Raw genomic sequence first — 22585 nt, 5'->3', positions numbered from 1 at the left:
GGCCGATGTGATGCCCGCAGACCCGCCCGAGGACCGCACCCTCAGCCCGTACACCGGCTGCACCCGCGCCCATTGGGAGGCGGCGGCCGATTCCCTGCTCGCCGCGGTCGCGCCGTACGCCACCGAGGACGGGGCCCTCTACCACTTCCCCGGAGAGCACACGAGCACGTCCGGCAGGCTCTCCGACGGCCTGGAGGGCTACGCCCGTACGCTGCTGCTGGCAGGCTTCCGCCGTGACGAGAAGGTCCTGGAGAGGTACGCGCGGGGACTCGCCGCCGGTGCGGCGGGCGTCTGGCCCCGTGTCGAGGACCGCGGTCAGCCGCTCGTCGAGGCCGCGTCGATCGCGCTCGCGCTGCGGCTGACCCGGCCGTTGCTGTGGGACCGCCTGGACGACGCCGTACGGCAGCGGGCCGCCGAGTGGCTCGGCGACGCGCTGACGGCCGAACCCTGGCCCTGCAACTGGGAGTTGTTCCCGGTGACGGTCGGCGGTTTCCTCCAGGAGGTCGGATACGAGCCGGAGGCGTCCCGCGCCGCGATCGACCGAGGCCTGGAGCGCATCGAGCAGTGGTATGTCGGCGACGGCTGGTACACCGACGGCCACGGGCGCAAGTTCGACTACTACAACGGCTGGGCGATGCACCTGTACCCGGTGCTGCACGCGTGGCTGGCGGACGACACCCGGCTGCTCGACCTGTACGCCGGCCGGCTGGATGCCCATCTCGCGCACTACGCCCGCCTGTTCGGCGGTGATGGCGCGCCGGTGCTCCAAGGCCGTTCGCTCACCTACCGCTTCGCGACCGCCGCCCCGCTGTGGCTCGGCGCGCTCACCGGCCGTACGCCCCTGTCCCCGGGTGAGACCCGCCGTCTCGCCTCGGGCGCGCTGCGCTACTTCCTCGACCGGGGCGCGGTCGACGACAGCGGCCTGCTCACCCTCGGCTGGCGGGGCCCCGACGAGGCGTTCCTGCAGCACTACTCCGGCCCCGCCTCGCCGTACTGGGCCGCCAAGGCCTTCGTCGGTCTGCTGCTGCCCGCGGAGCACGAGGTCTGGACGGCCAGGGAGGAACCGGGTCCGACGGAACGCGCCGACGCCGTCACCCCGGTCGGACCTCCGAACTGGCTGTTGCAGTCGACGAGTTCGGACGGCCTGGTCCGACTCCACAACCACGGCAGCGAGGACGTCCGCTATGACCCCTGCTACACCCGGCTCGCCTACTCGACGGTGACGGAGCCCTCGCCGTCGTACGACAACAGTGTGATCGTCGGTGCCGACGCGAGCCGTACGGGGATCGAGCCGCTGGGCGTCGGGGAGGGCTGGGCGGCCTCCCGGCACACCGTCTCGGAGGGCGTCGAGGTCGCCTCCCTCGTGGTCGCGCGGGGTGCTGTGGAGGTGCGGGCCCACCTGGTGTCGGGCGCTGCCCCCGGGACGTCGGTACGGGTCACGGGCTGGGCCGCGCGCGACGGCGCGCGCGCCGAACTCCTGCCCGTGCACGGCCTGTCGGGAGGGGGGTACGGCGTCGCCGGGGACGACGCCTCGCTCTTCGTGGCCCTGGTCCGCCTGACCGCCGAGCGCGACCCCCTCCCGCTGAGGGACCTGGTGTCCGTACGGGTGACGGCGCCCGCGGACGGGAGGCCGGGAGCGTACGACCTGACGGTGACCTGGACCCGGGAGGAGACGGCGGGCTTCCGGTTCGACGGTTCCGGCGGCCTCGACGGGTTTGACGGCCTCGACGGTTCCGCCGGGAGGGAAGGTACGCCGGCGGGGCTCTTGGGGCCCTCGGTGACGGCGCGGCGACGACTCGTGGGAGACGGGACCCTGAGCGGCGACGGCACCGCGGGGATTCCCTAGAGTTCGGGTGAGGCGGAAAGCGATCCGCCGGGGGAGGGGGAGCGTGCCATGGGTGGGTCGGACCAGGGTCGGGGCCAGGGCGGCAGTGGCCCGGTCGACGCGGAGCAGATGATCGCGGAGGCGCGGAAGGCGTTCTTCGTGATGTTCGGGTTCCTCGTGATCGTCTGGCTGGTGCAACTGGCCAACTACGCGGACCACTACGCCCTCTCCCGGGACCACGGGGTGGTGTCCGGAGACTTCGGCACACTGCCCGACATCCTCAGCGCTCCCTTCCTGCACTGGAGTTGGGAGCACATCGAGAGCAACTCCGGACCGCTGTTCGTCTTCGGGTTCCTCGCCGCCTACCGAGGCGTGGTCCGCTTTCTCGGGCTGAGCCTGCTCGTGGCGGTGACCAGCGGGCTCGCGGTGTGGTTCTTCGAGCGCGGCGGTGTGGACACGGTGGGGGCCAGCGGCCTGATCTTCGGTTACTTCGGCTATGTCGTGGTCCGCGGGATCTTCGACCGGCACCTGATCGACACCCTGATCGGTGTCGTCATGGCGGCCTCCTTCGCCTACCTCCTCACCGTCGCCGTACCCGGCACACCGGGGGTGAGCTGGCTCGGACACCTCGGTGGTCTGATCGGCGGTCTGGCCGGGGCGTGGCTCTTCCGGGACCGCGGCCCACGCCCCCTCCCGCCCTCCCGGTCCGACGGCGACGGACGGGCTCCCGCGCGCCGCACCCCGCAGGCAGACACCGGCAACCCGCGCGCGGACCTGCACAAGGAACTGGGCGATCTGGGGCTGCTCTAGCGGGGGCGGTCCCGCGGGCCGGAACCCGGGATCGTGGTGGCCGCCGTACGGCGTTGCCGCACCGCGGCGCTCAGCACCCCGCGGCCGGTCTCACACGCAGCAGCAGCAGTAGACATGGGCGCCCGCCATCCGGGCCCGGCGTGCCAGGACTGTGAACATGTCGACCGAGTCCTTGACGGCGAGGTAGTCCGCGAAGTCGACCTCCTCGATCTCGTACCACTGGGCCGCCACCATCGGTACGGCCTCCTCGGGAAGGTCGGCGAGGATGTCCCGCCAGCGGTCGGGGAGTTGCTGGAGGATGATGCCTGCGTTCCAGGGGGAGTCGGGATCGGTGGGCTCGCCCTTGGGGTACGGCAGGTCGGGCCAGACCAGTTCCGGCTGGTCCTGCTGATCGGTGGAGTTGACGCCCTCGGCGTAGGCGACCAGTTGAGCCAGGACGACGTTCGGGTCCAGGCCCTTCGTGCCGAACCGGTCCGCGCCCGTCTCCGGAAGCGACGTCCCGCCGGGCCGGTCGTCGTCCGGGCCGATGGCCTGACGCACGGCCGTCGTGTGGTCGGTCGCGTGGAAGTAGTCGTACAGCACACCCATGTCGGCCTCCGTCCTTCACCGTGTCCTGGGATCAAAGTAGATCAGGCGGCACTGACATCGGTGCGGCGTCCTCGTTTCCCTCTCTGCTCCTCGCGCGCAGGCCGAGGGCAGTGAGAATCCGGGACCGCCGTGCCGTCCGGACTACGCGCAGGTGCAGGCGCTCAGCGCCCGGCGCGGCGATTCCCAGCACCGCGGGAACCACCAGGTACACCCCGCAGCAGGCCACGACCACCGCCATCAGGAGGCACCCGGCGACCGCGCAGCGGCGCAGGGCGCTGCGCCGGGGGAGCAGCACGACGGCAGCCGTCGTCCCGGCCAGCGTCACCGCGGCCAGACATGCCGAGGTCGCCCGGAGCAGCGCCTCGAGGCCGATCACGCCCCGCGCGGCGATCAGCAGGACCGCCGCGCAGACGACGGCGAGGAGGGCCAGGCTTCCCCGGACGCCACAGGTCGCCGGCAGGGGGAGCGACCCGGACCGCACGAGTGCCGAACCCAGCCGGGCCCCGCCCGCCAGATACGCGTTGACGGCGCCGGCCCCAGCCCGGTCCGGGGCTCGTCCGACCCCGTCGCGTTCGTACGTTCATCGGTACGGCTCCCCACTCACTGTTCGGCATCGTGGGCCGAACGTAGACAGGGAGTGTGATCGTCGGACGATCTGCCGAATTCAATTCGGTGGAATGGGAAGAGTGGCGGTCATGGATGAACTTGATTCGGCGATCGTGGAGCACCTTCAGCGCGATGCCCGGCAGACCAACCGGGACTTGGCCCGCCAGCTAGGCATCGCCCCGTCGACCTGCCTGGAACGGGTGCGGGCGCTGCGCAATCGCGGCGTGATCACCGGGTATCACGCGGCCGTCGACCTGCGCGCCCTCAACCGCCCTGTCCAGGCCCTGCTGTCCGTGCAGGTGCGGCCGCTCAGCCGCGAGGTCATCGAGGGCTTCAAGCGGTACGCCGCCGGTCTCCCCGAAGTCCTGTCGGTCTTCGTGGTCGCGGGCAGCGAGGACTTCCTCGTCCATGTCGCCGTCCCGGACGTCGACCAGCTGCACTCCTTCCTGCTGGACCGCTTCAGCAAGAGACGCGAGATCGTCACCTTCCGCAGCTCGGTGATCTACCAGCATCTGAGCAACCCGGTGACCAGCCCCCTCGGACCCACCGGCACGGAGTGAGAGGCGCCGGTCAGGCCCGGTCCCCGTCCTCGGCGCCGGGCCAGTTCTCCAGGGCGACGTGCAGCGCGTCCAGCGCGTGCCGCCACGAGGTCTCCACGGAGCGCGGGGCGCCGAATCCGCCGATCGCCTCGAGGTTGCAGTAGCCGTGGAACGTGCTGCGCAGCAGGCGTACGGCGTCGGTCAGATCGGGCTCGGACAGCCCGTAGGCCCGGAGCATGCCGTAGGTGACCTCGGCGGTGCGGTGGTAGGTCGTCGTCCCGGCGACGAGGGCGGGGTCGAGCTGGGTGTGGGTGGCCCGGTAGCGACCGGGCCGCTCCAGCGCGTACGCCCGATAGGCGTCGGCGAAGGCGACGAGCGCGTCCTTTCCGGCCCGTCCGGCCACGGCGAGGGCGATCCGGTCGATCATCTCGCCGGACGCGAGCAGCGCGATGCGCTCGCGCAGCTCCCGTACGTTCTTCACGTGCGCGTACATGCTCGCGTCCTTGACCCCGAACTGCCGGGCCAGCGCCGCCACGGTGACGTTCTCGAAGCCGATCTCGTCCGCGAGATCGGCCGCGGCCAGCACGACCCGCTCGGTCGTGAGCCCGGCACGAGCCATGAGGACCACCTTTTCGCCACAGACTGTTTCCTAGGGAACCCAGGCGAAACCCTAGTCCCGGAGGACCGCCAACTCCACGGAAGTCCTGACGCAACGGGCATCCGGAACGTCAACAGGCTTTTCGGTAAGGGCAGTTGACCGATCCAGGTCGTCCGGCGAACACGAGGGCGCCGCCCGCCGTTCATACGCCGCGCGGAATCTCCTCATGACGCCCCCGCAGGGGCGGGGCGGAATTCAGGAGGCGGTCATGGGGCACACGCACGGACACGAGCACGGGCATCACCACCATCACGACCACGAGGAGACGGGCGCCCCGCTGCCCGCCGCCTTCGACACCGCCGTGCCCGACGAGGACCTCACCCCCGAGCAGCAGTCGCGCCGCTCACTGCTGCGTCGCGCGGGACTGCTCGGCGCCGGCCTCGCCGCCGGCAGCGTCGTCGCGCAGGGGGCCGCCGCCCCCGCGTACGCCTCGACGGGCGGCAGACGCAAGAACGGCTTCCTGTGGCTGGCCGGCGACCACCACATCCACACCCAGTACAGCAGCGACGGCAAGTACCGCGTCGGCGACCAGGTCCGCCAGGGTGCCGCGCACGGCCTGGACTGGATGGTCATCACCGACCACGGCAGCGTGACGCACGCCAAGATCGGCGTGGACAAGGTCAACCCGGACATCCGGGAGGCCCGGGACGCCCACGAGGACACGCTCGTCTTCCAGGGGCTGGAGTGGAACATCCCGGCCGCCGAGCACGGCACCGTCTTCGTCCACCCGGGCCGCAACGAGGTCGCGGTCCTCAAGCAGTTCGAGACCGACTACGACGGCAGCGTCAAGAACGCCTCCGACTCGACGCCCGCCAACGAGGCGCTCGCCATCGCGGGCCTCAACTTCCTTTCCGACCAGGTCCAGCGGCGCCGCGTCAAGGACATCCTGATGCTCGCCAACCACCCCGCCCGCAAGGGACTCGACTCCCCGCACGAGATCCGCGCCTGGCGCGACGCGACCCCCGCGTCCCACCAGATCGCGGTCGGCTTCGAGGGCGCGCCGGGGCACCAGGGCGGCGGCATCGAGAAGACGTACGGCATGGGTGTCGCGCGCGGTCTGTACGACAACAGCCCGAGCGCCAACTCCTTCGCCGGGTACCCGCTGGAGAGCTACCGCACCTGGGGCGGCTTCGACTGGATGACCGCCACCGTCGGCGGCCTGTGGGACAGCCTCCTCGCCGAGGGCAAGCCCTGGTGGATCACCGCCAACTCCGACTCCCACCAGGTCTACACGGACACCGCCGTACGCGGCGGACCGGACAGTGACTTCGACGCCAACGGCCGGCACACCGACCCGGTCTACGGCGGCAGGATCGACCTCACGCAGGGCGACTACTGGCCCGGCCAGTACAGCCGTACGCACGTCGGCTCCGACGGTTTCTCGTACTCCGCCGTGATGGACGGCATCCGCGCCGGGCGTGTGTGGGTCGACCACGGGCAGCTCCTCAGCGGTCTCGACGCCCGGGTCTCGGGTGGCGGACGCTGGGCCACCCTCGGCGGCGCGCTGCACGTGCGCAAGGGCACCCGGGTCACCCTCACCGTCGACGTGGGACTGGCCGGCGGCCCCAACTGGGCGGGCTTCGTACCGAAGCTGGCGCGCGTCGACGTCATCCAGGGCGATGTGACGGGCGCGGCCGCGGACCGGGACACGATCACCGCGCCCACCGCGCGGGTCGCCAAGTCCTACGAGGTGAACAAGTCGGCTGGCACGGTCCGCCTCACCTACGACCTCGGCGCCGTCGACCGTCCCGTGTACGTCCGTCTGCGCGGCACCGACGGCAACCGTTCCGCCGTCGGCCTGAGGGGCGCGGCGGTCGACCCGGTGGGTCCGGCCGTGGACGTCCTCGGCGACGCCGACCCGTGGACGGACCTGTGGTTCTACTCCAACCCGGTGTGGGTCCTGCCGTCGTGAGCGAGTGGTACGTCGTCGGAGTCGACACCGGTCATACGGGAGCCCTGCGGGAGGCCGACCACCTGCTGCTCGCGCTCGCGGTCGAACTCGGTCTCCGGGAAGACGTGTTGGGCTGCACCCATCACGTACGGGACGGACGGCGGCCGCACACGGCCCTGTCCTTCGCCGTGCCGTCGGAGCGTGCGGCTCGCGCGATCCGGCAGCGGCTCACGGAGAGGGGGTCCGGTCCCGGCACCGGTCCCGGGGTCGTCCGGGGCGTCGCCTTCGCCGGTGAGCTGCACGGGCCCGACGAGCTCGCGGCCGGAGCCGCCCATGCCGCCGCGGAGCACACGGCGCGCACGGGCGGCCGCGCCGTCCTCTACCCGGGGGCCGACGCCCTCACCGGGGCGGTGACCGTCGCGCGGCTGCTGGAGGTGTCGGCGGTGGACCGGGTCGCCGTCCTCGGCTCGCCCGGAGGCGCTGATCCGGAGGCGAAGCTGGTCACCCGTGAGCACGTCCGTCCGGAGTGGCGCGACGGTCGCCTCGTCCTCGCGGCGATGCCGGCCGCGGGCGGCACCCTCGTCCCGTTCGAGGTGCCGGACCCGACGCCCTGCTGCGCCGACCACTGAGGCCGGCCGGCGACCGACAGGGCAGGTGCTGCCGCGTGGCCGGACGGCGGAAGAGCCGTCCGGCCACGCTCGGTACACGGACGTCAGTCCTGGATCTCCGCGAAGACGAACGAGAACTCCGCTGCCTCCGCCCGCAATTGGTACCGGGGAAGCGTGCCGGGACCGCACGACTGCGACCCGATGCCCTGTTGGCCGTGGTCGAGGTTGACCCAGACCGTGTCACCGGGGCGCAGATCGGTCGGATGGTCCGCGGCGTCCAGTTCCTCGGACGTCCAGCGGCGTGCGGTGAACCAGAAGTCCGGGTCGCCCTCGATCCGCAGGCCGCCGATCTCGGCCCAGCGGACGTCGGGCCGGGCGCCGTTCTCCTGCGGGCGCACGTACGGCGTCTGCATCGCGTCCACCGTCGAGTGCCAACGGCCCTTCATGGAAGCCGACTTGGTGTCCGGATATCCCTCGCCGGGTCCACCGCCGAACCAGGTCACGCGGTCGGCGGAGCCCGCGAGCCCGAGCCGGACGCCGAGCCGCGGCAACGGGAGTTCCCACTGGCCCTCCGGTGCCACGGACACGGTCAGCCGCAGCCGCGTGCCGTCGGAGGTCCACCGGTACACCGTGCGCAGGCCGGCCTCCCGGGCCGCGGGCGCCACCCGGGTGCGTACGGTCAGGGCGTCGTCGTCCGGCTCCACCCCGTCCAGCCGGTGCCGCATCCGGTGCAGGCCCAGAGTGCGCCACAGCGGGCCGAAGCGGGCGTCCGGCTGCCAGGGCGCGCCGTTGTCGTTGTCGGTCGGGGCGCGCCATACGTCGAGGCGTGGCCCGCGGACCTCGACCCCGCCGATGGTCAGCAGCGCACCGGTGCGGGAGTCGAAGGTGCCCGGCCCCAGGGTGATCACGCGCTCGCCCCGCACCGGACCGCCGGACGGCAAAAATCGTGTCAACACCGGCTCTGTGACGGGTAGTTGGGTCCAGGCGACGACATGGCCGCGCGGCCCCCAGGCCGTCTCCTCGGCCAGCACCGCCCGGACCGTCCACTGGGTCTCGGAGCCCCTCGGGTCCGCGGGCGGCGTCGGCAGCTTGACGTCGGCCGATTCGCCCGGTGCCAGCGCGGGCACCGGGAGCGGGCCCGACTCGGCGGTCTCGCCGTCCACTTGGTACGACCACTCGAAGGCCAGCGCGGAAAGGTCCGCGAAGTCGTACCCGTTGGTGACGCGCACGGTGCCGTCCGAGGCCGCGACCGCTTCCCGGCCCCGCTCGGAGTCGAGAGCTGAGCCCCCACCGTCGATGCGGACGGGCTCGATCACCTTCTTGTACTCGACGAGCCCGGGGGACGGCGTCCGGTCCGGGAAGAGAAGTCCGTCGCAGACGAAGTTCCCGTCGTGCAGTTCCTCGCCGAAGTCCCCGCCGTACGCGAACCCGTACCGCTCGTCCTTGATGCCGTGGTCGATCCACTCCCAGACGAAGCCGCCCTGGACGCGGTCGTACGAGCTGAAGAGGTGCTGGTAGTCCGCGAGTCCGCCGGGTCCGTTGCCCATGGCGTGTCCGTATTCGCAGAGGATGAAAGGCAGCTGACGCCGCTTCAGGCCGCCGCCGTCCAGACGCCGGCCGATCCGCTCGACCTCGGCGTGGCCGGCGTACATCCGTGAGTAGACGTCCGTGTCGCGGCAGTCGAGATCGCCCTCGTAGTGGATGAGCCGTGAGCTGTCGCGGCCCCGGATCCACTCTGCCATGGCGGTGAGTCCCCGTCCGGTACCGGCCTCGTTGCCGAGGGACCAGAGGACGACCGAGGGATGGTTCTTGTCGCGTTCGACCATGCGCGCGGCCCGGTCGAGCAGTGCGGGTGTCCAGCGCGGGTCGTCGACGGGGTTGTCGCGCCAGCCCTGTTCGGTGAAACCGTGGGTCTCCAGGTCGCACTCGTCGATGACCCACAGACCGTACTCGTCGCACAGGTCGAGGAACGCGGGGTGCGGCGGGTAGTGCGAGGTGCGCACGGCGTTGATGTTGTGCCGCTTCATCAGCAGCACGTCCGCGAGCATCGTCTCCGGATCGAGGGCGCGGCCCCGCTCCGGGTGCCATTCGTGCCGGTTGACGCCCTTGAAGAGGACCGCCGTGCCGTTGACCTTGATCAGACCGTCCTCAAGGGCGACAGTACGGAAGCCGATACGCAGCGGGACGCGCTCACCCTCGGTGACCAGTTCGCCGTCGTACAGCCGGGGCGTCTCGGCCGTCCACGGCAGCACCGGCACGATGACCGGCGTGCCGGTCACGACATCGATGTCCAGGGCGGGCACGAGCACCCGCCCGTCGACGTCGGAGTCGACGCGCAGGGTCCCCAGACCCTGGCGATGGTCGTAGGAGGCGTGCACGAAGAAGTCGAGCGCGCCGCCCGCCGGGCGGTGCAGCAGGGTGACGTCACGGAAGATGCCCGGCAGCCACCACTGGTCCTGGTCCTCCAGGTAGGAGCCCGCCGACCACTGGTGCACCCGGACCGCGAGCACGTTGCCGCCCGGCTTCAGCAACTGGCCCACGGCGAACTCGTGCGCCAGCCGCGAGCCCTTGAACTCGCCCAGGTCCGTGCCGTTCAGCCAGACCCGGGCGCAGGACTCGACCCCGTCGAAGCGCAGCACCGAACCGCCGTCCCCCGGCCAGTCGGGCGGCAGGTCGAAACGGCGCAGGTGGTCACCGGTCGGGTTCTCGGTGGGCACGCGCGGCGGGTCGACCGGGAACGGATAGAGGTGGTTGGTGTAGATCGGTGAACCATGGCCTTGCAGCACCCAGTGGCCGGGGACCCGGACCTCGGCCCAGCCCCCTGGCTCGTACCCCTCGGCCGCGAAGGAGTCGTCCTCGGCGTCGGCGGTGGGCGAGAGCCTGAAGCTCCAACTTCCGTTCAGAGACAGGGACCTGGCGTCCGAGGCCGCGTACCAGGAGCGTGGCGGCAGGGCGCCGCTGCCGGGGGAGACGTCCTCGACGTAGTCGGTGGTGGTGGGAGAGGCCGGTTGTCCGGGAGAGGTGCGGAAAGACATGCGTCTCCTAGGTCAGCCCTTGATGCCGGTCTGCGCGATTCCCTGGACCAGCCAGCGCTGGAGGAAGAGGAACACGAACACCAGGGGCAGGATGGAAATGGCCGTGGCCATGAAGATCAGATGGAAGTTGACGGTCTGGTTCGTCATGTACGAGGACAGGGCGACCTGGACCGTCCAGGCGTCCGGGTCCTGGCCGATGACCAGCGGCCACAGGAAGGCGTTCCAGCCGCTGATGAACGTGATGGTCGCGATCGCGGCGAAGAAGTTCAGCGAGTTCGGCACGACGATGCGCCAGTAGGCGCCCCAGTAGCCGAGCCCGTCCATGCGCGCCGCCTCCTCCAGTTCCTTCGGGAACCCCAAGAAGTACTGCCGGAAGAGGAAGCACGTGAAACCGCTGAAAAGCCCCGGAATGATGAGACCGCGAAGACTGTCCACCCAGCCCAGCGACGAGACGAGCACGAAGCTCGGCACGAAGGTCACGGCGGAGGGGACCATCAGGGTGACCAGCACCCCGTAGAAGACCTTGTTGGCGTGTCTGTACGGGATCCGCGCGAGGCCGTAGCCGGCGAGCGAGCAGACCAGCAGGGTGCCGAGGGTGTGGAGCACTCCGACGACGGCGGAGTTCCACAAGGAGCGCGCGAAGGGGACCGTGGGGTCGTCGAAGAGCTCGCCGATGTTGCCCCACTTGAGGTCGGTGGGGAAGAACTGCCAGTTCTCGCCGGTGATGGCGGCGTCGGTCGACAGGGCGTTGCGCACGAGCAGATAGAAGGGGACGAGGAACAGCAGACCGGCGACACCGGTGGCGACGTACAGGCCGGTGCTGCCGAGGACTCCGCCCCGGTCCCGCCGGCGCTTTTGTGGCGCGGCGGCGTGGGCCTTGCGGCCCGGCATGACGGCGGTCACTCGGCTTCCTCCCCGCGTCCGAATCCCATGAACCTGCCTTGGAGCAGGGTCACCATGCAGATCAGCAGGGTGAGGATGACCGCGCCCGCGCTGCCCGCGCCGTAGTCCTGGGCCTGCCCCAGCGCCGTGTAGTACAGCTCGACGAGCGGGGGCCGGCCCCAGGTGGTCTTGGACAGCAGGTTGAAGAACTCGTCGAAGGCCTGGTAGGCGGCCACGAGGAGCAGCAGGATCACGGCCGTCGAGGTGGCCCGCAACTGCGGCAGGGTGATGTGGCGGAAGGTCTGCCAGCCCGGCCTGGCGCCGTCGATCGCGGCGGCCTCGTACAGCTCCGGCGGGATGTTCTGCAGGGCCGCCAGGAAGAGGATCATGTAGAAGCCGGCCTGGAGCCACAGCCGGGCACTCACGATGACCAGCCAGTACCAGGGTGGATCGGGGTCGGCCAGCCAGGCGATGTTCTCGACCCCGAACCAGCCGAGGACGGTGTTCATCAGACCGAAGCGGACCCCGCTGAAGATGGACATCTTCCAGATCAGCGAGGCGGCGACGTAGCTGCACGCGGTCGGCAGGAAGAACACCGACCGGAAGAACGCGCGCATGAACCGCAGTCGGTTCACCAGCAGTGCGAGGCCGAGCGAGAGCGCCCAGGTCAGCGGCACGATGAACGCGGCGAAGACGGTGAACGTCACCAGGGATCCGGTGAAGTTGCTGTTCTCCAGCATCTGCCGGTAGTTGTCGAAGCCGACGAACTTGTCGGGGGTGACCGTGAAGCGCGCCTCGAAGAAGCTCAGCCACAGGCTCCAGCCGATCGGCACGTACACGAAGACCAGCAGGCCGATGAGGAAGGGGCCGGTGAAGAGCCAGAAGTTGAAGGTGGCGCCGCCCCGAAGTGCTCGCCGTGGCCGGGGCGTTGTCGCCTCGGCCACGGCGGGGCGCGAGACACCGCGTGAGGTGGTGGTCGACATGTCGCAGCCCGTCCGTCGGTCTATCCGAAGAGCTTCTTGAGCTCGCGATTGACGGTCACGTCGGCCTTGTCGAGCGCGGCCTCCGGGTCTCCGTTCTTGCGGACGCAGTTGGCGAAGACGTCCTCAAGTGCGGTGATCATGGACTGGGTCCAGCCGATGTTGTCGAAGTGCCCGTACTCACCGAAGAGTTTGACGCCCTCCGCGGGCAGGCCCGACTTGAGCTTCGTGGCGGACGCGGCGAGCGAGGCGCGCGGCGGGATGTGGAAGCCGTACGACAGCGACCAGTCCTCCTGGTACTTCTTCTGGTCGATCCAGAGCCACTTCACGTACTCCTTGGCCAGGTCGACGTGTCTGCCCTTGGCGTTGACGAACATCGACCAGCCGCCGTTGTAGACGGAGGGCTTGCCGGAGTCGGTGACCTTGGGGAAGGCGAAGACCCCGATGTCGTCGCCGAGCGCCTGCTGCATCTGCGGCATCGCCCACATCCCGCAGAACTGGATGGCGCACAGGCCCTGGTTGATCGCCGACGGGTCCCAGTAGTCGGCCGGGGCGTCGAGGAGCAGATGGCCGCTGGTGAAGAGCCCCCGCATCTTCTTCAGACCCTCCTTGACCCCCTCGGTGTGGTAAGCGATCTGGTTCTTGGCGTCGAGGGTGTCGGCGCCCGCGGACCAGATGAGCGGGTTGATGACCGCGTGCAGGTCGTTGCCGATGAACAGGCCCTTGACCTTGCCGGTCGTCAACTTCGCGGCCGCTTCGACGAGTTCGTCGAAAGTGGTCGGCACCTTGACCCCGGCCTTCTCCAGCAGGGAGGGCCGGTAGAAGAAGAACTGCGGGTCGTCGATCATCCGGACGCCGTATATCTTCCCGTCGACCGTGTGCGAGGCGATGTCGGCCGGGTTGAAGTCGTCCTTGACCGGATCGATGATGCTGCTCAGATCCGCCACCTGGCCGCTCTTGACGAGCTGGATCTGCGGGTGGAACTCGAAGAGGTCGGGCGCGCTCTTGGTGAGCAGCGAGGCGAACAGCTTGCTCTCGAAGTCGGCGCCGGTGATCCACTGTGTGCTCACCTGGGCCTTGTCGTAGGCCTTCGCGTACTTCTTGATGGCCTGCTCGGTGCCCGGCTCCCCGTAGGCGTGGAAGTACTGGACCAGCTCCTTGCCCGAACTCCCGCCCCCGGAACGCCCGTTGTTGCTGCCACACGCGGCCAGCGGCCCGAGGGCGGCGAGGCCGGCGGCGGCCCGGAGTACGGATCGACGGTCCCAGTTGCTGCTCAATGCCGACATGGTGACGTCCTTGTCTTGTCTGCGGTCTGAGTGCTGCTGCGGCTCGAATTCGCGGTGCGGTGCGGGACGTTAACCTTCTGCTAAGGCTTCGGCAAGGGGTTGGACGAAGCCGGTGCGAAGCGTTGTAGGGGGTTCGGGATACCGGACGCGCCGGGTCGCGATCCATGGTCATGGCGGGCCGCGTCGGCTCAACTCACCGCGATGCGGCCCTACTTGCGACGGGTCTCGCCGGTGGTTCCGATGCCGTCGTCACGCCGGAGGCGCGGTGCGGCTCCTCGCCGGGGTCGCCCGCTTGACCGGCCGCTGGCCGACCGACTGCAGTGCCCCTTCGAGGGCGAACGTCGCGGCACCGAGGCAGACGGGATCGCTCGGAATGGGCGAGAGGACGATCTCGGTGGCCGCGAGCGGGCGCCGCAGCGCGTGCCGGGCGACGGCCTCTCGCACCTCGCGCAGCAGCGGTTCGCCGAGCGTGGCGGCGACCCAGCTGCTCAGCACGACCACCTCGGGGTTGAGCAGGTTGACCAGGTCGGAGATCCCGGCTCCGAGGTAGCGGGCGGTGTCGCGGACGACCTTGAGGGCGACCGGATCCTGCGCGGCGACGCCCGCCGCGAGGGCGTCGATGGTGGCGGTCTGGTCCTCCGGGTGCAGCAGGGCGCTTCCTGGGCTCAACTCCCGCAGATTCAGCATGATCCCGGGCGCCCCCACGTACGTCTCCACACAGCCGTGGTTGCCGCAGTGGCACAGCCGGCCGTCCAGCACGAGGGTGGTGTGGCCCCACTCGCCGGCGCTGTTGCTGACGCCGCGGTGCAGTCCGCCGCCGAGCGCGAGACCGGCGCCGACGCCCGTACCCAGATTGACCACCACGGCGTCACCGCGTCCGCGGGCCGCGCCGAACCACAACTCGGCGACGGCGCAGGCGCGCAGCGGGTTGTCGAGGTGGAGGGGATAGGCGATGTGCTCCGCGAGCAGATCGAGCAACGGCACGTCGTGCCAGTCCCAGTTGGGCGCGTACTCCGCGATCCCGGTGTCGCGGTCGACCTGCCCGGGGACGCTGACACCCACCCCCAGGACCCGCGCGCCCTCCACCCCGGCCTGCGCGACCACCGAGCCGACGGCGGCCGCGACATGCCCGACGACCTGCTCCGGGCGGCTCTCGCCGGGGCGCATGTCCTCGTCGGCGCGGGCCAGCACGTTCAGGGCCAGGTCGAACAGTTCGACACGGACGTACGTCTCCGCGATGTCGACGCCGATGAGGGCGCCCCCGGCCGCGTTCACCGCCACCAGCCCACGCGGCCGGCCGCCCGCGGAGTCCTCGAACCCGACCTCGGTCAGCATCCTGAGGTCGAGCAGCTCGCCCACGAGCGTGGCGACCGTGGCCAGGCTGAGCCCGGTCGCCGCCGCCAACTCCTGTCGCGAGGTGGGGGATTCCGCGATGATCTGGCGCAGCACCTCGTAACGGTTCGCGGTGCGGATGTCGCGTGATGTACCGCGCTTCATCGGTCTTCCTCCGTGGATACCCCGGCCTTCGGGCCGGGGTGGGGGTACCTCCCCCGTGATGGGGAGAAACGGACTCCTGCGGAGCAGGGCAGGCGCGCACCGGGTACATCGGCCGGCCAGATCTTCGGGCCGCCGGGGTCCGGGGACGCGCCCGGGAGCGGCACGGCGCCGATCGCCTCCCCCGTTGCCTCCGTGCCCTGACGAGGCCCGTCGGCCCCGGCGCTGCGCAAGGCTATGGCCTGCCGGGGACTTTCGACAAGGGGTTAGGAAAGGGGGCGGAGGAAGTCCCCCACGAAGGCGTTCGTGAACGTGCCCGCCGGGTCGAGCTCGTCGACCAGCGCCCTGAACCCGGCCAGCCGCGGGTACCGTTCGCGCAGCACCGTCGGCGGCACGGTGAACACCTTGCCCCAGTGCGGCCGCGGCCCGAACGGCTCAAGCGCTCGCTCGACCCGCCGTACCACCGGCAGCACGGCCTCGGTGTCCTCGACCCAGGTGAAGTGCAGGGCCACGGTGTCCCGGCCGTAGGCCGGACTCAGCCACTGGTCGTCGGCCGCCACGGTCCGCACCTCGCAGATCTGCAGCAGCGGCGCGATCGTTCCGCGGATCGCGTCCAGGGCGTGCAGCGCGGCCAGGGCGTCCGAGCGCGCCAGCAGATACTCGGACTGCAACTCGGCCCCGCTGCTCGGGGTGAACTCGGCCCGGAAATGCGGCAGTCGCTCGTGCCAGGGTCCCGGGACCCCCAACTGCTCGGTGCAGTTGCGGGCGGGCATGCCCGGCACGGGGTGCATCGCCACGGTCGCGGGCGCCGCCCACGGGAAGTCGGGCAGCGGCTGGTCCGTGCGCCGCTTGAGCCACACCTGCCGGAAGCCGGGGTGCCCCCAGTCGGTGAACAGGCTCACGCTGTACGCCGACGCCGCGACCGTCTCGAAGTCCAGTCCCTCCAGAGGGAGTTCGGTGAAAACGTGCTGGCTCACCTCGAAGTCCGGCTCCAGGTCGAGGGTGAGCGCGGTGACCACACCGAGCGCGCCCAGCGAGGTCACGGCGCCGTCGAAGCGCGCCTCACCGCGGCCGATCGTCAGGGCCGAGCCGTCCGCCGTGATCAGCTCGACCTCGCGCACGGCGGAGGCCAGCGACCCGTTCGTGACCCCGGACCCATGGGTGCCGGTGGCGACCGAGCCCGCCACGGAGATGTGCGGGAGGGAGGCCATGTTGTGCAGCGCGAACCCGCGCTCGTGGACCAGGCGGGCGAGCTCGGCGTACCGGACGCCGCCCGAGACCCGTACCGTCCGGGCGGCCGTGTCGATCTCCACCCCGGGCGGCAGCGCGGTCAGCGACAGCAGGACGCCGTCGGCGCCCGGTTCGGCGATCTCGTTGAAGGAGTGGCCGCTGCCCAGCACCCGCACCCGGGAGCTCTCCGTGACCAGCGCGCGCAGCGCGTCGAGCGAGGACGGCCGGTGCAGCTCCTTGGCCGCGTACGTGATGTTGCCGGCCCAGTTGGTCAGGGTCCGAGTCATCCCTGTCGTCCCTTCCCGTGAAGTCGCAGTACGTGGCCCGCGCGATGACCACCCGGGGAACGTACCTTGCCGGTCCGCCGAGCCGGCAGACCTGTCCGTTGACCCTCTCACGTGGCGCGATTTACGGTAGAGAGCGGTTGCTGTCGTCGGCGTCCCCGAACCGGAAGGTCACCTCCTTGCCCGAGCGTCCTGTGACGATGCCTCCCGAGCGTCCTGTGACGATGCCTCCCGAGCGTCCTGTGACGATGCCTCCCGAGCGTCCTGTGGCGATGTTCGCCATGACCGACGAGAACGTGACGCGGATCTTCCCTCCGGACGCACTCGCCCGGCTGCGCGAGCTGGTGGACATCGATCCCTCCTTGGCGGCAGGCGACCTCACCGATCCGCGGGTACGGGCTCGCCTCGCAGACACCGAGATCCTGATCACCGGCTGGGGGTGCCCGGTACTCGACGCGGGCACGCTCGACGCGGCCCCGAAACTGCGGGCCGTGCTGCACGCCGCCGGCTCCGTCAAGGGCTTCGCGACCCCGGCGGTGTGGGAGCGCGGGATCGTCGTGTCGTCGGCCGCCGCCGCGAACGCGCTGCCGGTCGCCGAGTACACGCTCGCCATGATCCTGCTCGCGGGCAAGGACGTCTTCGCCCACCGGGACCGCCTGCGCAGCGAACGGACCTTCCCCTACGGACAGATCCTCCCCGGCATCGGCAACTTCGGCCGCCGCGTAGGCATCGTGGGCGCCTCCCGCATCGGCAGGCGCGTCATCGAACTGCTCCGGCCCTTCGACCTGGCGGTGAGCCTCGCCGACCCCTACGTCGACGAGGCCGGGGCCGCCGCTCTCGGCGTCCCCCTGCTGCCGCTCGACGCCCTGCTCGCCGGCAGCGAGATCGTCACGATCCATGCCCCGCAGACTCCGGAGACCCGGCATCTGATCGGCCGCCGCGAACTCGCGCTGATGCCCACGGGATCGGTTCTCATCAACACCGCACGCGGCTCCCTGGTCGACCACGACGCATTGGTCGAGGCGCTGCGCGCCGAGCGGATCAGCGCGATCCTCGACGTCACGGACCCCGAGCCGCTCCCCGCCGACTCCCCACTGCACGACCTGCCGAACGCGTTCGTCACCCCCCACCTGGCGGGTTCGCAGGGCAACGAGGTCGCCCGGCTCGGCCTGACCGTGCTGAACGAGGCCGAACGCCTCCTGTCGGGAGGGGAGCTTGAGTTCCGGATCGACCCGGAGGGCCTGGAGCGGGTCGCCTGAGCGGGGTGCTTGTGCTGCCCCTGGCGGTGCTTGCAGGGGGGCCGCCTGCCGGGGGAGCCTCTCCTCGGGGTGCCCCGCCCGGTACGCGTCACACGGCAGGCCGTACGCCGTCGGTGGGAAGCCGCCCGGCCGGGCGGGCGAAGAACCCTGCGGTCGTCGCCACGAACCGCTCCGCGTCGTCGAGCCACGGAAAGTGTCCGGCCCCGGGCCGGACGACCAGCTCGGCGTGCGGGAACAGCGCGGCGATCCCGGCCATCGCGGGAGGCGGGGAGTTCAGGTCGACCTCCCCGGCGAGCACCAGCACCGGGGACGCCAGACGGGCGAGCGCCGCCCGGGTGGCGTCCGGGGTGAACGCGCCGTCGGCGTAGCGGGCCGCGGCCTCGTGGTTCTTGTGCGCGTCCTCCGCGTCCCGGTGCGCCCGCGCGGCCTCGTCCCAACGGCCGTACCAGAAGGGGGCGATGGCCCGGAACGCGGCGGCGTCCCCGTTCCCGGAGACGATCGCCTCCAGTGCCGCGAACGCATCCGGGAACCACGGCTCGTCCCGGCGCAGCAGCGCGGTCGCCCGTCTGACCTCCGGGGCGATCTCGATCCCGACGGCGTGCACGCTCGGCGTGATCAGCGCGAGCCGCGCGACGCGCTCCGGATGGCGCTGCGCGTAGAGCAGCGCCAGATTCGTCCCGGCGGAGTGCGCGAGCAGGTCCATCCGGTCGAGGCCGAGGTGCTCGCGCAGCGCCTCGACGTCGTCGACGAGCCGGTCGCAGCGGTACGAGGCCGGGTCCGCCGGGATCGCGGACCCACCGGTCCCGCGCGGGTCCGGCATGATCAGCCGCCGGTGCGCGGACAGCCCGCCCAGGTCCCCGAGATAACCGCAGTCCTGCATCGGCCCGCCGGGCAGACACACCACCGGTGAGCCGTCCCCGAAGGTGTCGAACGCCAGCTCGGTCCCGTCGTACGTGGTGAAGGAAGGCATGGCGACGACTCTCGCAGCGGCGCCCGGACGGAGCAAACGAGATCCGGCCCCGCGGCGGGCGTCGCGCGGCGCGAGGGGACCCGGCACGGCCGATGTCCGGGCGGGGGCATACCGTGAGGAGTCGAACACGACAGACGAAGCTGGTCGGGAGCGAGGAGATCGGGATGGGCAGCCGCACCGCGCTGGTCGAGGATCTGATGGAGCGGTTCCCACACGTGCCGCGGGAAGCCGTCATCAAGGAGGACCTGCTCCGCGGGGGCGTGGCCTTCGACGCCTCGGCCCTCAGCGACAACGAGAGCGGCGAGGTCAAACCGAAGTCGTACTTCATCTTCTCCTTCGACCACGGCACCCTGCCCGAGCTCGGTGAGGCCGCGCTGCGGCGCCCGCCCGAGGAGATCATCCTCACGGGCGGCCCGTACGACCTGCGCCGCACCGTGGTGTCCGTGCGCGTCAATCCCGCCTCGCCGTACCGCGTCGCCGCCGACGACGAGGGCGTCCTCGGGCTCTACCTCGACGGGAAGCGGATCTCCGACGTCGGGGTGCCGCCGATGCCCGAGTACTACCGGCACACCCTCTCCAACGGGAAGTCCGTGATGGAGGTGGCCCCGACCATCCAGTGGGGCTACCTCATCTACCTCACCGTCTTCCGCGTGTGCCAGTACTTCGGCGCCAAGGAGGAGTGCCAGTACTGCGACATCAACCACAACTGGCGCCAGCACAAGGCCGCCGGCCGCCCGTACACCGGTGTGAAGGACGTCGAGGAGGTCCTCGAAGCGCTGGAGATCATCGACCGCTACGACACCGCGAAGGCGTCGACTGCCTACACCCTCACGGGTGGCGCGATCACCAAGACGGTCGCCGGGCGTGATGAGGCCGACTTCTACGGGCACTACGCCAAGGCCATCGAGGAGCGGTTCCCGGGGCGGTGGATCGGCAAGGTGGTGGCCCAGGCGCTGCCGCGCGACGACGTGCAGCGGTTCAAGGACTACGGCGTGCAGATCTACCACCCCAACTACGAGGTGTGGGACCGCCGGCTGTTCGAGCTGTACTGCCCCGGCAAGGAGCGCTACGTCGGCAGGGACGAGTGGCACAAGCGCATCCTCGACTCCGCCGAGATCTTCGGCGCGCGCAACGTGATCCCCAACTTCGTCGCGGGCGTGGAGATGGCCGAGCCCTTCGGCTTCACCACGGTCGACGAGGCCATCGCGTCGACGACCGAGGGGCTGCGCTTCTTCATGTCGCACGGCATCACGCCCCGCTTCACCACCTGGTGCCCCGAGCCGACCACCCCGCTGGGCAAGGCCAACCCGAACGGCGCGCCGCTGGAGTACCACATCCGTCTGCTGGAGGCCTACCGCGCCACGATGGACGACTTCGGGCTCAAGTCGCCGCCCGGATACGGAGAGCCCGGTCCCGGCCGAGCGGTCTTCTCCGTCAGCTCCTTCATGGACAGCCTGCCCGCGCGGGAGCCCGCCTCCCAGGTGTGACCCGCGTCCCCGAGGCGCACCCCGCACGGCCCGGACGTCATCCGTACGTCCGGGCCGTAAGCGTCGTGCTATGCCCGTATCGCGCCCATACTGAGCCCGCACCGCGTCCGTACCGAGAGCTGTCCTGCCCGAGGAGTGGCGGGTTCTGTGAAAGTTGAAGCAATCGGTCCCTGCCGGCCCGCGTTCCGTACGACACTCAGCCGACCGGAGTCGGACGGTCCGCGCGCGTAGGGCAGTTCACCGGAACCGGTCGGTCCACCGTGTGATCGCGTGACCGCGATATGTGACTGCGTCGCTTGTCAGTTGTGTCGAACGCGTGAAAGGCTCTGGCCCGTTGTCGAGACGGTCCCCAACTCCAGCCGAATCAGGGCGAGTTGGGCGTTGTGCGAAGTTGCGCATGGAAGCAATCGATGCAGGAGCCCCCCCATGTCAGACCTGCCGACCCCCCAGGATGCCGCCGAGGCCGCGCTGTTCTCGGAATGCTGGGACGCGGTCCTGTCGTACGCCGATCTGTGCACGTCCGGCTCCGCCGCGGCCACACAGTTGGCCACCGAGGCGTTCACCCATGGCATTCATGAGGCGCGGTCGGTCATGGCCCGCACGAAGAACACCGGCCGCAGAACCCCCCGGCTGCCCCGGATTCCCTTGCTGCTGAACTCGGTTCGGACCACCGCCACGGCCTGGGAGGCGCACGGCCAGGGCCACCGGCTGGACCCCGACCTCAGACTGTGGCTCAACTCCGAGAAGGCCGCCCGATACACCGGACCTCCGTTGCACCGGCCGATCGCGCTGCGGGGCCTCCGGGATCTCCAGGAACCCGACGCGGCACTGCTGTGGCTGGTCGAGGTGGAGGCGCTCCCGTTGCCCGCGGTGGCCCGGCGCCTCGGTCTCGACCCGGTGGCGGCCGCCGAGGAACTCGGCCAGGTGCGGGCGCTGTTCAGGGACCGGTGCCATCGCAATCACCTCGACACGCCGATGGACGCGAACTGCCGCAGCTACGCCCGGCTTCTCGACGCGGTCACCCGCTCGCCGGGCGCAGAGACCCCCGAGGACCTCTCGCAGCACCTCTCCCGCTGTGTGGAGTGCGCGGAGGCCGCCGGCTGTCTGCGGCTGCATGGCGGCGGACTGCCCGCGGCGCTCGCGGGCGGGGTGATCGGCTGGGGCGGTCTCGCCTATCTGGAACGCAGGCGCCGCGCCGCCGAGGCGGGGATGGCGGGCGGGCGCAGGGACGCGGCGGTGGACACCGGTATCGCCGAGGCCAAGGAGGCCGCGCCCAGGGTCGGACGCACCGGACTGCTGGTGGCCGCCGTCATCGTCTCCGGCCTCGCGCTCACGGTCTCCCTTATGCCCTTCGGCGCGGGAAACGACGGTGGCGCCGCCGCGCGGGGCGACTCGGCCGACCGTCAGCCGGTGGCCGAATCGGACGTGTCGTCCCCGCCGGCGACCACCCGCGCCGAGGGCTCGCTCGTCTCTCCCGAACCCGCGGACCCCAGCGCCGACGCGGGCTCGAAGCCCGCCCCCGACCCCGAACCCCAGGGGACGTCCTCGTCCTCGGCCGACACCCGCGGCAGTACTCCGGGTTCCAAGGCCCCCACGAAACCCGCGGACTCGGACTCGGCCAAGAGCCCCGCGTCCTGCGAGGTGAAGTACCACATCGTCGACGAGTGGACGGACGGCTTCCAGGCCACCGTCACCGTGACGTCCGCCGCGGCCCTCGACTCCTGGCGGATCGCCTGGACCTTCGGCGACGGCCAGCAGGTCACGCAGATGTGGGACGGCACGGTCGCCCAGAACGGCTCCCACGTGACCGCGACCGCCGCCGACTACAACAAGTCGGTCGCCGCGGGCGGGTCCTTCGCCGTCGGCTTCCTCGGCACCTGGCACGGCACGAACGCGGCCCCGGACACCTTCACCCTCAACGGCGGACGCTGTACGGCCGCTCACTGACCGGCCCGAACGGGCCCGTTTTCTCGTGCGAGGGTGCGCTCCAGCTCATCGCCGCAGAGCCGCTGCCCGGAGCGGACTCGGGCACGGGAGACCTCGCCGCCCGTCCTCAAGTCGGCACTACCCGCCGCCCGTTCTCAAGCCGGCACTTCCCGGCCGGTGCTTGTCCGGCGGGGCGCCGATGGGCCCCGTCGCTCGCGGTGGGGCCC

General features: G+C 70.9%; 18 protein-coding genes. 8 read left to right on the top strand and 10 right to left on the bottom strand.

Annotated elements, in window-relative coordinates; all coding sequences use genetic code 11:
* Positions 1 to 10 precede the first annotated feature (10 nt).
* Together ACFYW8_RS07935 and ACFYW8_RS07930 are read left to right on the top strand one after the other, a co-directional pair.
* On the top strand, positions 11 to 1846 hold the full coding sequence (locus ACFYW8_RS07935) for a DUF2264 domain-containing protein (protein WP_389069032.1): 1836 nt from the start codon (positions 11 to 13) through the stop codon (positions 1844 to 1846).
* Positions 1847 to 1894: 48 nt separating this feature from the next.
* The gene (locus tag ACFYW8_RS07930; RefSeq protein ID WP_389069030.1) at positions 1895 to 2635 is read left to right on the top strand and encodes a rhomboid family intramembrane serine protease; all 741 of its coding nucleotides are present in this window, start codon (positions 1895 to 1897) and stop codon (positions 2633 to 2635) included.
* Between the two features lie 90 nt (positions 2636 to 2725).
* Here ACFYW8_RS07930 and ACFYW8_RS07925 read toward each other — a convergent pair whose 3' ends face one another.
* A complete protein-coding gene (locus tag ACFYW8_RS07925; protein WP_389069027.1) occupies positions 2726 to 3223 on the bottom strand; it encodes a hypothetical protein in 498 nt (165 codons plus the stop codon).
* A gap of 31 nt (positions 3224 to 3254) precedes the next feature.
* Positions 3255 to 3704: a hypothetical protein gene (locus tag ACFYW8_RS07920; protein WP_389069025.1), complete on the bottom strand. Its 450-nt coding sequence runs from the start codon at positions 3702 to 3704 to the stop codon at positions 3255 to 3257.
* A 214-nt stretch (positions 3705 to 3918) separates the two neighbouring features.
* On the opposite strand from ACFYW8_RS07920, the gene ACFYW8_RS07915 reads away from it, so the two are divergent.
* Positions 3919 to 4389 carry an Lrp/AsnC family transcriptional regulator gene (locus ACFYW8_RS07915; RefSeq protein ID WP_389069023.1) on the top strand — a complete coding sequence of 157 codons (471 nt, stop codon included), beginning with the start codon at positions 3919 to 3921 and terminating at the stop codon, positions 4387 to 4389.
* Between the two features lie 10 nt (positions 4390 to 4399).
* Here ACFYW8_RS07915 and ACFYW8_RS07910 read toward each other — a convergent pair whose 3' ends face one another.
* Positions 4400 to 4987, bottom strand: a complete 588-nt coding sequence (locus tag ACFYW8_RS07910; protein WP_389069019.1) for a TetR/AcrR family transcriptional regulator — start codon at positions 4985 to 4987, stop codon at positions 4400 to 4402.
* Positions 4988 to 5234: 247 nt separating this feature from the next.
* On the opposite strand from ACFYW8_RS07910, the gene ACFYW8_RS07905 reads away from it, so the two are divergent.
* Both ACFYW8_RS07905 and ACFYW8_RS07900 read left to right on the top strand, forming a co-directional pair.
* Positions 5235 to 6938, top strand: coding sequence for a PHP domain-containing protein (locus ACFYW8_RS07905; RefSeq protein ID WP_389069016.1), 1704 nt, complete (start codon positions 5235 to 5237; stop codon positions 6936 to 6938).
* On the top strand, positions 6935 to 7546 hold the full coding sequence (locus tag ACFYW8_RS07900) for a hypothetical protein (protein ID WP_389069013.1): 612 nt from the start codon (positions 6935 to 6937) through the stop codon (positions 7544 to 7546). Before ACFYW8_RS07905 ends, ACFYW8_RS07900 begins: the two co-directional genes overlap by 4 nt.
* An 83-nt stretch (positions 7547 to 7629) precedes the next feature.
* Here the strand turns inward: ACFYW8_RS07900 and ACFYW8_RS07895 are convergent, their stop codons facing one another.
* The 6 genes from ACFYW8_RS07895 to ACFYW8_RS07870 form a co-directional block, all read right to left on the bottom strand.
* The gene (locus ACFYW8_RS07895) at positions 7630 to 10560 is read right to left on the bottom strand and encodes a glycoside hydrolase family 2 TIM barrel-domain containing protein (RefSeq protein WP_389069011.1); all 2931 of its coding nucleotides are present in this window, start codon (positions 10558 to 10560) and stop codon (positions 7630 to 7632) included.
* Positions 10561 to 10572: 12 nt separating this feature from the next.
* Positions 10573 to 11451 (bottom strand): carbohydrate ABC transporter permease, encoded by an 879-nt coding sequence (locus ACFYW8_RS07890; protein WP_389069605.1) that lies wholly within the window; start codon positions 11449 to 11451, stop codon positions 10573 to 10575.
* Positions 11452 to 11459: 8 nt separating this feature from the next.
* A complete protein-coding gene (locus tag ACFYW8_RS07885; protein ID WP_365868563.1) occupies positions 11460 to 12425 on the bottom strand; it encodes a sugar ABC transporter permease in 966 nt (321 codons plus the stop codon).
* 20 nt (positions 12426 to 12445) lie between these two features.
* Positions 12446 to 13708, bottom strand: a complete 1263-nt coding sequence (locus tag ACFYW8_RS07880; RefSeq protein WP_389069009.1) for an ABC transporter substrate-binding protein — start codon at positions 13706 to 13708, stop codon at positions 12446 to 12448.
* Between the two features lie 249 nt (positions 13709 to 13957).
* Entirely contained in the window at positions 13958 to 15205 is a 1248-nt protein-coding gene (locus tag ACFYW8_RS07875) for an ROK family transcriptional regulator (RefSeq protein WP_365868559.1), read from the bottom strand.
* Between the two features lie 263 nt (positions 15206 to 15468).
* Positions 15469 to 16719 (bottom strand): FAD-binding protein, encoded by a 1251-nt coding sequence (locus tag ACFYW8_RS07870; RefSeq protein WP_389069004.1) that lies wholly within the window; start codon positions 16717 to 16719, stop codon positions 15469 to 15471.
* A 278-nt stretch (positions 16720 to 16997) separates the two neighbouring features.
* Here ACFYW8_RS07870 and ACFYW8_RS07865 point away from each other — a divergent pair, with 278 nt between their 5' ends.
* Positions 16998 to 17975 (top strand): hydroxyacid dehydrogenase, encoded by a 978-nt coding sequence (locus ACFYW8_RS07865; RefSeq protein WP_389069002.1) that lies wholly within the window; start codon positions 16998 to 17000, stop codon positions 17973 to 17975.
* 88 nt (positions 17976 to 18063) lie between these two features.
* Here ACFYW8_RS07865 and ACFYW8_RS07860 read toward each other — a convergent pair whose 3' ends face one another.
* Positions 18064 to 18945, bottom strand: coding sequence for an alpha/beta fold hydrolase (locus tag ACFYW8_RS07860; protein WP_389069000.1), 882 nt, complete (start codon positions 18943 to 18945; stop codon positions 18064 to 18066).
* 164 nt (positions 18946 to 19109) lie between these two features.
* On the opposite strand from ACFYW8_RS07860, the gene ACFYW8_RS07855 reads away from it, so the two are divergent.
* Positions 19110 to 20432: a radical SAM protein gene (locus ACFYW8_RS07855; RefSeq protein ID WP_389068998.1), complete on the top strand. Its 1323-nt coding sequence runs from the start codon at positions 19110 to 19112 to the stop codon at positions 20430 to 20432.
* A 426-nt stretch (positions 20433 to 20858) separates the two neighbouring features.
* On the top strand, positions 20859 to 22379 hold the full coding sequence (locus tag ACFYW8_RS07850) for a cellulose binding domain-containing protein (protein WP_389068997.1): 1521 nt from the start codon (positions 20859 to 20861) through the stop codon (positions 22377 to 22379).
* Positions 22380 to 22585 lie beyond the last annotated feature (206 nt).

The sequence above is a fragment of the Streptomyces sp. NPDC002742 genome (assembly GCF_042888885.1).
GTDB lineage: Bacteria > Actinomycetota > Actinomycetes > Streptomycetales > Streptomycetaceae > Streptomyces.
Note: the sequence above shows the minus strand (reverse complement) of the source record. Positions and strands in the feature narration are given on the sequence as shown.